This window comes from Lysinibacillus sp. NPDC097868 (genome assembly GCF_044761135.1).
In the GTDB taxonomy this organism is placed as follows: Bacteria; Bacillota; Bacilli; order Bacillales_A; family Planococcaceae; genus Lysinibacillus.
This window is the reverse complement of record NZ_JBIWBS010000013.1, coordinates 1-5633: the sequence shown is the minus strand read 5'-3', so window position 1 is coordinate 5633 and position 5633 is coordinate 1. Positions and strand designations below refer to the sequence as shown.

Below are 5633 nucleotides of genomic sequence, written 5' to 3'. Positions count from 1 at the left end.
GGAAGCCCCCAACTACCATCGGCGCTAAAGAGCTTAACTTCCGTGTTCGGTATGGGAACGGGTGTGACCTCTTTGCCATCATCACTAGACTATTTTTGGTTTCCAATTTATAACGTATCTTGAAACCCCTATGTATTTCGTTTTGAAGTTGTTTACCTGTCCTTCAAGACAAGAATTATTGTATAACGTTTATCAACATAATGCAACCCTTTTTTATAAAAAAAAGAAATTACTACTTTTTGAAGATATTTTTGTTATGTGAGAGAAATAATCGCTCTGCTAATCATTATAGCAATTGTTTTTTCAAAAGAAAACATTTTATTACATAAAAATTAAAAAGTTTAGCTTATTAACAAATAGTATAAAGAAAACTAAGAATATATTTATACTACTAAACACAACTACTATCCTTTTGACAACAGTCTAGCGCTAAACAATTCAAGAGCACATCTCGAACTTGCCTCATTACAGTTTCCCCATTAATCTCGTAGTTAAAACTACTTCGTAACAATTAAAAATGCAGATGTTAGCTTTCTGTAGGTATTACGTAAAGTTCACATTACTATGTTACAATCTAGCATCCCTTTATGAACATCTATTTCTATTATTAACACCTTCCAAATTCATTCTCCTACCTTTCAATGTATTTCGTTTATCATACTTTAAGAAAAGCTTTGATTTTCGCTAAAAGTGGCGACTGTGAGTGAAAATCTAAAGCTTTTTAATAAAATAATTCCCTACCATTTATATTTTCTCGTTTAGTATTTCACAAAACATTAGTAAGAGCAGCAAGTAATTGATCAATTTCTTCGAATGTTGTTGTTGGTCCAAAGGATATTCTAAAAAATTGACGTGCCTCCTCCATCGTATAGCCCATTGATAAAATTGCTTTCGTACCTGATTCACTGTGTATATCACAGGCACTACCAGTTGAAATACAAATACCTGCCTCGTTTAACTTTAACAATACATATTGCCCTTCTACTTTTTCCATTATCAAGCCACATATATTAGGTAGTTGATTGTCACATTCAATCAATTGACAAGCTGAAGGTAAATTTTTTCGTAAATATTGGCGCAGCAAATTATAATGTTGACGCTCGTATTGATAATTTTCAATGGCTGTCGCAAATGCAACTATGGCAGGTGTATCTAATGTTCCCCCACGTAAACCTCGTTCATGCGTTACACCAGGCGTTAATGCTGGAACTCGAATTTTCGGATTTATAAAAACAGCCCCACACCCTTTTGGTCCTCCTATTTTATGGGCTGAAATCGTCATCGCATCTACGTATACACTAAATGAATTTGTTGCTAGTTTACAATAGGATTGCACACAATCTACATGGAACAATATATTTTCATTATTTGCTATTGCGGCAATTTCTTCTACAGGTTGGATGGAACCTATTTCGGAATTTACATGTTGAATCGTTATTAATGCTGTATCTTCCCTTAACGCCTCACGAACTTGTTCTACATCAATACATCCATCAAGCTGTAAAGGTAATTTTGTGATAGTAAACCCCATTTTTTCAAGTGTATTTAATGCTGCGTGAACGGATGTATGTTCAGCCTGTGATGAAATAATATGCTTGCCTTTTTTTGAAGCTAAAGCTAGTGACAAAATTGATAGTAAATTTCCCTCTGTTCCGCTCCCCGTAAAAATTATCCCATCACATTCTACACCGAGAGTCCTTGCTACTATAGCCCTTGCCTGCTCAACAAAATAATTTGCTTGTCCTCCTAAATCGTGTAAGCTCGCACTATTTCCATAATACCGTTTTGCAACATCACAATAAGCCTGAAGTGCATTACTCGACATTGGAGAGGTTGCTGCATAATCCATATAAATCATCTTATTCTCCCTTTCTAGTCATCAAGTCTTGTTTTCCTTTTTATTTTATGTAAAGATATGTGTCAAGACAACTGTAAAGAAGGTATAGTTATGGATGTAAAGACAGACATACTCATTATTGGTAGCGGCATTGCGTCTCTTCAAGCTGCACGACTACTCGGACAGTATTTTCAAGTACAGATTGTTACCAAATCCTCTGTTAAAATAAGTAGCTCTTATCGTGCACAAGGAGGAATAGCTGCTGTTACTAGTCCAGAAGATCATATAAAGTTTCATATCACTGATACACTGTCTGCTGGTGAATACCATCATGAAAACAAATTTGTTGATGTACTTATCAAAGATGGAATGACGATTATCCAGCAACTGCTATTAGATGGATTACCAATTGATCGACAAGAAAATGGCGAACCTGCCCTTGGCTTAGAAGGAGCACATAGCCATCATCGCATTTTACATGCCGGTGGTGATAGGACTGGTCAAGTGCTGATTGATTACTTGCTTCAGCACCTCTCTCCAAACGTTCGCATTATTAGCAATGAGATGGCCTTTGAATTGTTATTGAACACGGATGGTGCATGTATTGGTGTACTGACAAAAAGCGAAACAGGAATAAAACGTTATTTTGCTCATCACGTCATTCTTGCTTCTGGTGGTGCGGGTGCTCTCTACTCAAGCACTTCTAACTATGCCACGAATACTGGAGACGGTATTGCATTAGCATATCGTGCTGGTGCTGCCATCAGTGATATGGAATTTATGCAATTTCATCCAAGTCTATTATGGTGTAATGGCGAGGCGAAAGGATTGATTTCTGAAGCTGTTCGGGGTGCTGGGGGAATTTTTGTTAATGCAGAACGTCAGCCAATTATGGCAGGTGTGCATCCATTGCTCGATTTAGCACCACGTCATATTACTGCACACAAGTTATATACTGAACGCACATCGGGGCAAGAAACGTTTATTGATATTTCAAGCATTCATGAATTTGATGATAAATTCCCTACTATTACAAAACTTTGCATGGATAACGGTATTAATTTACAAAACGGCCTAATTCCTGTAGCTCCAGGCAGCCATTTTTTAATGGGAGGTGTGATTGCTGATGATACGGGAAGAACATCGATTTCTAATCTCTATGCAGTTGGTGAGGTTGCCTGTACAGGGGTTCATGGTGCAAACCGTTTAGCTAGCAATTCATTACTTGAAGGCATAACATTCGGTCAAAAAATGGCTCAATTTATTATACAAACTGGTTGTAAACAAACTAATTTCACGCTTGCTATTGCTAATTACCACCAATCCATGCCTGCTTTATTAACAAAGGAAAACTTACAACAAACAATGATGCACTCATTAGGCATCGTCCGAGACCCTTTGGATATGCAGCTTTTGATAGAACAGCTACCTTCGTTACAAAATCTACGTCAAGTTAATGTAATGAACTTAAATCAACAACAACTTGAACTTTACATGATGCATATTGTTGCATCATTGATGGTACATGCTGCCATCACACGAACAGAAACTCGTGGTGCTCACATTCGGAATGATAAGCCTAACAATGAAGCTAAGTGGGCACAGCGCTGGATTATTTTTCAACAAGGACAAATGAAAGTGAGGAATTCATTATATGAATATCATCAAACTCGAGGAAATGCTCAAGCAATTTTTTAATGAAGATATAGGAGATGGGGATTTATCAGGCGAGCTTATCTTTTCATTTGACCAAATAGGTTCTTTTTCCTTTTATGCAAAAGACAGTGGCATTTTTTGTGGAACACCTATTATCGAACATGGATTTCGGATACTCGATCCTTCCATGCATATAACTATGCATAAAAATGATGGTGATGCCGTGAATTACGGAGATGTTCTTGCTGTTATTAAAGGACCTCTACAAAAATTATTATTAGGTGAGCGAGTGATTTTAAATCTTATTCAACGCATGTCTGCTATCGCCACTGCAGCCAATTTAGCAGTTCGTGAAACAGTAGGAACCTCTGCGAAAATTTGCGATACACGCAAAACAATTCCTGGATTACGTATGCTCGATAAATACGCTGTACGAGTAGGAGGTGCCTATAATCACCGAAGTGGCTTATACGATGCTATTATGCTCAAGGATAATCATATTGCTTTTGCAGGAAGTATTAAAGAAGCCGTACAAACTGCTCGCAAGAAAATTGGGCACACTGTAAAAATTGAAGTGGAGATTGAAACGAAAGCACAATTAGAAGAAGCTATATTAGCTGGGGCGGACATTATTATGTTCGATAATCGTACACCTGAAGAAATACGTGCTTGGCTTCAAATTGTACCAGCACATATCGCTACTGAAGCTTCTGGTGGAATTACATTAGAAAACCTCAATGCTTATGCAAAGTCAGGTATTCAATGGATTTCATTAGGTGCATTAACTCATTCCGTAAAAGCTTTTGATATTAGCGCACTTGTACAAATGAAAGGAGAGCATACACTTGTCCATCACTAGTTTACTACAACAAACCTCCCTACTTCCTGAGCATTATCGAACATTATCAACAGAAGAAATGGAATCTCGTATTCGAGCTATTAAAAAAAAGCTAGGTAAGAAACTCTTTATACCTGGACATCACTATCAAAAAGATGAAGTAATACAATTTGCTGATGCTACAGGGGATTCCTTACAGCTTGCTCAAGTATCAGCTGCCAATAAAGAAGCTGAGCATATCGTTTTTTGTGGTGTGCATTTTATGGCAGAGACAGCCGATATGCTCACTACTGAGAAGCAACATGTCTATTTACCTGATATGCGTGCAGGGTGTTCGATGGCTGACATGGCAGATATTTATCAAACAGAACAAGCATGGCCTATTCTACAGCAACTTTTCGGCAATACAATTTTGCCGTTAACATATGTTAATTCTACTGCTGCAATTAAAGCATTTACTGGACGTCACGGTGGCGCTTGTGTAACCTCCTCCAATGCAAAAGAAATGGTAAAATGGGCATTTTCACAAAAACAACGTATTTTATTTTTACCAGATCAGCATTTAGGAAGAAATACAGCGTTCGATTTAGGTGTGCCACTCGAAAATATGGCCGTATGGAATCCACATACGAATACGCTTGAAACAGATCAATCGCCAGATAATATTCAAGTAATATTGTGGAAAGGGCACTGCTCGGTCCATGAAGGATTTACAGTGCAACATACTGCAATGGTTCGTCAATCAAATCCAAATATGCGTATTATCGTACATCCTGAATGTAGCCGTGAAGTCGTAGCTGCTGCAGATGATGCAGGCTCTACAAAATATATCCTTGATACTATTAATAATGCTCCAAGCGGATCAGCGTGGGCAATTGGAACAGAAATGAATCTAGTAAACCGCATTATTCAACAACATCCCGATAAACACATTATTTCTTTAAACGAAAACTTTTGCCCTTGTCTTACAATGAATCGCATTGACCTTCCACATTTACTGTGGTCACTTGAAAGCATTGATCAGGGCATGCCACATAACCGTATTCAAGTGGATACGTCAACGGCAAAAGAAGCTCGTAGCTCTCTTGACAGAATGCTGTCACGTGCGTAAGAAAAAAAATCGTCTACCGATTTAGCGGTAGACGATTTTTCGTATTTCTTCTATTAAAAAAAGCACAGTCGATGTAAACAATTACATCGACTGTGCTTTAGTATGACCCCTACGGGATTCGAACCCGTGTTACCGCCGTGAAAGGGCGGTGTCTTAACCGCTTGACCAAGGGGCCAATGGCGGAGAAGGAG

4 protein-coding genes, 1 tRNA gene and 1 rRNA gene are annotated in these 5633 nt (G+C 38.0%); 3 read left to right on the top strand and 3 right to left on the bottom strand.

From position 1 onward, the window contains the following. A 5S ribosomal RNA gene (gene rrf / locus ACIQXJ_RS24070) occupies positions 1-89 on the bottom strand; the annotation flags it as partial. Positions 90-766: 677 nt separating this feature from the next. Then, positions 767-1849 carry a cysteine desulfurase family protein gene (locus ACIQXJ_RS24065; RefSeq protein ID WP_403058629.1) on the bottom strand — a complete coding sequence of 361 codons (1083 nt, stop codon included), beginning with the start codon at positions 1847-1849 and terminating at the stop codon, positions 767-769. A gap of 99 nt (positions 1850-1948) precedes the next feature. Here ACIQXJ_RS24065 and nadB point away from each other — a divergent pair, with 99 nt between their 5' ends. From nadB to nadA, 3 genes are read left to right on the top strand one after another with little or no spacing between them, the layout of a single operon-like run. Continuing rightward, positions 1949-3535 carry an L-aspartate oxidase gene (gene nadB, locus ACIQXJ_RS24060; protein WP_403058626.1) on the top strand — a complete coding sequence of 529 codons (1587 nt, stop codon included), beginning with the start codon at positions 1949-1951 and terminating at the stop codon, positions 3533-3535. Beyond that, the gene (gene nadC, locus ACIQXJ_RS24055; RefSeq protein ID WP_403058624.1) at positions 3492-4352 is read left to right on the top strand and encodes a carboxylating nicotinate-nucleotide diphosphorylase; all 861 of its coding nucleotides are present in this window, start codon (positions 3492-3494) and stop codon (positions 4350-4352) included. The genes nadB and nadC overlap by 44 nt, the downstream gene beginning before the upstream one ends. After that, a complete protein-coding gene (nadA, locus tag ACIQXJ_RS24050) occupies positions 4339-5442 on the top strand; it encodes a quinolinate synthase NadA (RefSeq protein ID WP_403058621.1) in 1104 nt (367 codons plus the stop codon). Before nadC ends, nadA begins: the two co-directional genes overlap by 14 nt. Positions 5443-5545: 103 nt before the next feature. Here the strand turns inward: nadA and ACIQXJ_RS24045 are convergent. Further along, positions 5546-5617: transfer RNA gene (locus ACIQXJ_RS24045), tRNA-Glu, on the bottom strand. Positions 5618-5633 lie beyond the last annotated feature (16 nt).